Source organism: Polymorphospora sp. NPDC050346, from assembly GCF_040655695.1.
Taxonomy (GTDB): Bacteria; Actinomycetota; Actinomycetes; order Mycobacteriales; family Micromonosporaceae; genus Polymorphospora; species Polymorphospora lycopeni.
The window spans coordinates 1-3,189 of the sequence record NZ_JBFAKM010000095.1 but is presented as its reverse complement, the minus strand read 5'-3'; the positions used below and the strand labels follow the sequence as shown (position 1 = coordinate 3,189).

General features: G+C 72.5%; 2 protein-coding genes. Both read left to right on the top strand.

The window, feature by feature from the left end:
- Positions 1 to 12 precede the first annotated feature (12 nt).
- Complete coding sequence (locus AB0I42_RS37180; protein WP_357544472.1) at positions 13 to 2,511, top strand: SDR family NAD(P)-dependent oxidoreductase; 2,499 nt, start codon at positions 13 to 15, stop codon at positions 2,509 to 2,511.
- Positions 2,512 to 2,533: 22 nt separating this feature from the next.
- The coding region (locus AB0I42_RS37175) for a beta-ketoacyl synthase N-terminal-like domain-containing protein (protein ID WP_357544471.1) at positions 2,534 to 3,189 on the top strand (656 nt) is incomplete at its 3' end.

Below are 3,189 nucleotides of genomic sequence, written 5' to 3'. Positions count from 1 at the left end.
GCTGATGAGTCGGTGGCTTCTGGTTTGGATGTGGCGGCGGTTAATGGTCCGGATCAGGTTGTGTTGTCGGGTGCTGTGGCGGTGGTGGATGCGGTCGGGCGGGAGTTGGCGGGTCGGGGGGTTCGGGTGCGGCGGTTGCGGGTGTCGCATGCGTTTCATTCGGTGTTGATGGAGCCGATGCTTGCCGAGTTTGCGGATGTGGTGGCGTCGGTGGGGTTTCGGTCGGCTCGGGTGCCGTTGGTGTCGAGTGTGGAGGTTGGCGCGGATGTGACGGTGCCTGGGTATTGGGTGCGTCAGGTGCGGGAGACGGTCAGGTTTGCTGATGCTGTTGCTGTGGTGGATGCCGGGTTGTGTGTGGAGGTGGGTCCGGACGCGACGTTGACCGCGATGCTGGCTGATCATCAGGTCAGGCCGTTGTCGCGCCGCGATGCTGACGAGGCGGTTACGTTCCTGGGCGCGTTGGGTGCTCTGCACACCGCCGGGGTGCCGGTCGACTGGACTCCCGCGCTACCGGCTGTCGCTGGACCGGTCGACCTGCCGACGTACGCCTTCCAGCACCGACGCTACTGGCTCGACGCCGACGACGCCCCGGCGGCACGCACCCACACCGACGACCTGCTCTACGCCGAGAGTTGGCAGCCCGCTCACCTTCCGCCGGCCGATCTCACCGGTGTGAGCTGGCTGCTGCTCACACCAGGCGAGGGCGTCGACGCCGGGTGGGCCGCGGCCATCCGCGACGGCGTCGAGGCTGCCGGTGGCCGGTGCACGGTCCTGGAAGCGGCCGGCCTGGACCATTCCACCCTGGCCGATGCCCTGCACGGCAGCCGCGCCGACCGCGTGATCTCCCTGTTGGGCTTCGACGACACGCCCACCCCCGGCGCGCCCGCGGTGCCGGCCGGGCTTGCCGCCACCCTGCACCTGCTGCAGGCGCTCGACGACGCCGGCCTTGACACGCCTCTGTGGTGCCTCACCCGCGACGCCGTCGCGGCCGGACCGGTACACGCCCCGGCGCAGGCGGCGATATGGGGCCTGGGCCGGACCGCGGCCCTGGAACATCCGCAGCGCTGGGGCGGCCTCGTCGACATCTCCGGACGACCCGGCGCCGAGGCGATCGACCACGTCCTCGCCACCGTCGCCGCCGCGGTCGAGGACCAAGTGGCGGTACGGCCGGGCGGTGTACTCGTGCGGCGGCTGTCCGGGGCGGCCGCCGGGCCGGCGTGGAAGGCCGAGGCCTGGCGGCCGGAGGGCGACGTCTGGGTCACCGGAGGAACCGGCGGCGTCGGCGCGCACCTCGCTCGCTGGCTGTCCGGGCGGGGTGCCCGGCGCCTGGTCCTCCTGAGCCGGCGTGGACCCGCCGCTCCCGGCGCCGGCGATCTCGTCGCCGAACTCGAGGCGCGGGGGACGACGGCGACGGTGGTGGCGTGCGACGTGGCCGACCGGGCGCAGCTCGCCGGTCTCCTCGACCGGATCGGGCCGCCTTCGGCGGTGTTCCACGCGGCCGGCGTGCTCGACGACGGGGTCCTCGCCTCGCTCACCACCGCCCGCCTGGAGGCGGTGCTCACGGCGAAGGCCGGCGCGGCCCGGAACCTCGACGAACTGACCCGCGACCTCAACCTGGACGCGTTCGTCCTGTTCTCCTCGGTCGCCGGCGCCGTCGGCGCGGCCGGGCAGGGCAACTACGCCGCCGCCAACGCCTACCTCGACGCGCTGGCGGCGGCCCGGCACGCGGCCGGCCACCGGGCGCTCGCCGTTTCCTGGGGCGCCTGGGAGGCGACGGGCATGGCCGGCGGCACCGACGGCCTGGACGCGTCCGGCGTACGGCCGATGGAGCCCGAGGCCGCGCTCGAAGCTCTCGGCAGAGTCCTCGACCGCGGCGATGTCACGGCCCTCGTCGCCGGCATCGACTGGAGCACCTTCGCCGCGCGGTTCACCGCGAGCCGGCCCAGCCCGCTGCTGAACGAACTGGCCGGCGGCGAGAGCGCGCACACCGGTGACGCGGCCGAGGTTCCGGTCACGCAGCAGTGGGCCGCACTGGACGCCGCCGCACAGCAGCAGGCACTGCTCGACCTGGTGCGGACGCACGCGGCCGCGGTCCTCGGCCACTCCGGACCCGACCGGATCGATCCGGACCGGCCCTTCCAGGAGCTTGGCTTCACCTCCTTGAGCGCGGTGGAACTGCGTAACCGGCTCGGCGCGGCGCTCGGCAGGACGCTGCCGGCCACGCTCGTGTTCGACTACCCCAACCCGGCCGCGCTCGCCGCCGAACTGCGCCAGTCGACGTTCGGCGAACCGAAGGCCACGTCGGTGCCCGACGAGCTCGACCGGCTGGAGCGGCTCCTCGAAACCGCGGTCCTCGACGGCGCGACCCGGGCCGCGGCCGGCTCCCGGCTGCGCGTGCTCCTCGACCGGCTGACGACCGGCGACCACGAAACCGGCGCCCGGCTACCCGAGGACACGTCCGACGACGACCAGATCTTCGACTTCATCCAGAACCAGATGGGCATTTCCTGACCCGCGAGGAGCGACCGCGATCATGAACGGCGAGGAGAAACTCCGCTACTTCCTCAAGCGCGTGACGAACGAGCTCCAGGAGACACGCGACCGGCTCAGCGAGGTTGAGGAGGCGGGCCGGGAGCCGATCGCCATCGTGGGCATGGCGTGCCGCTTCCCCGGCGGTGTCGGCTCGCCGGAGGACCTGTGGACGCTGCTCGAGGCCGGACGGTCGGCCGTCACCGATTTCCCGGCCGATCGGGGCTGGGACGTCGAGGCCCTCTACGACCCGGAACCCGGCCTGCCTGGGCACACCTACACCCGTACGGGCGGGTTCCTGGACGACGTGGCGGGCTTCGACGCGGCGTTCTTCGGGATCTCGCCGCGTGAGGCGCTCGCCATGGATCCGCAGCAGCGGCTGCTGCTCGAGACGTCGTGGGAGGCGATCGAACGGGCCGGCCTCGACCCGCAGGCACTCCGCGGCAGCCGGACCGGTGTCTTCGCCGGGCTGACCTACCACGACTATGCGACCGGGCTCGCCGAGGTGCCGGACGAGCTACAGGGATTCCTGGGCAACGGCAACGCCGGCAGCGTGGCCTCGGGCCGGGTGGCGTACACGTTCGGGTTCGAGGGTCCGGCGGTGACGGTGGATACGGCGTGTTCGTCGTCGTTGGTGGCGTTGCATCTGGCTGTTCAGTC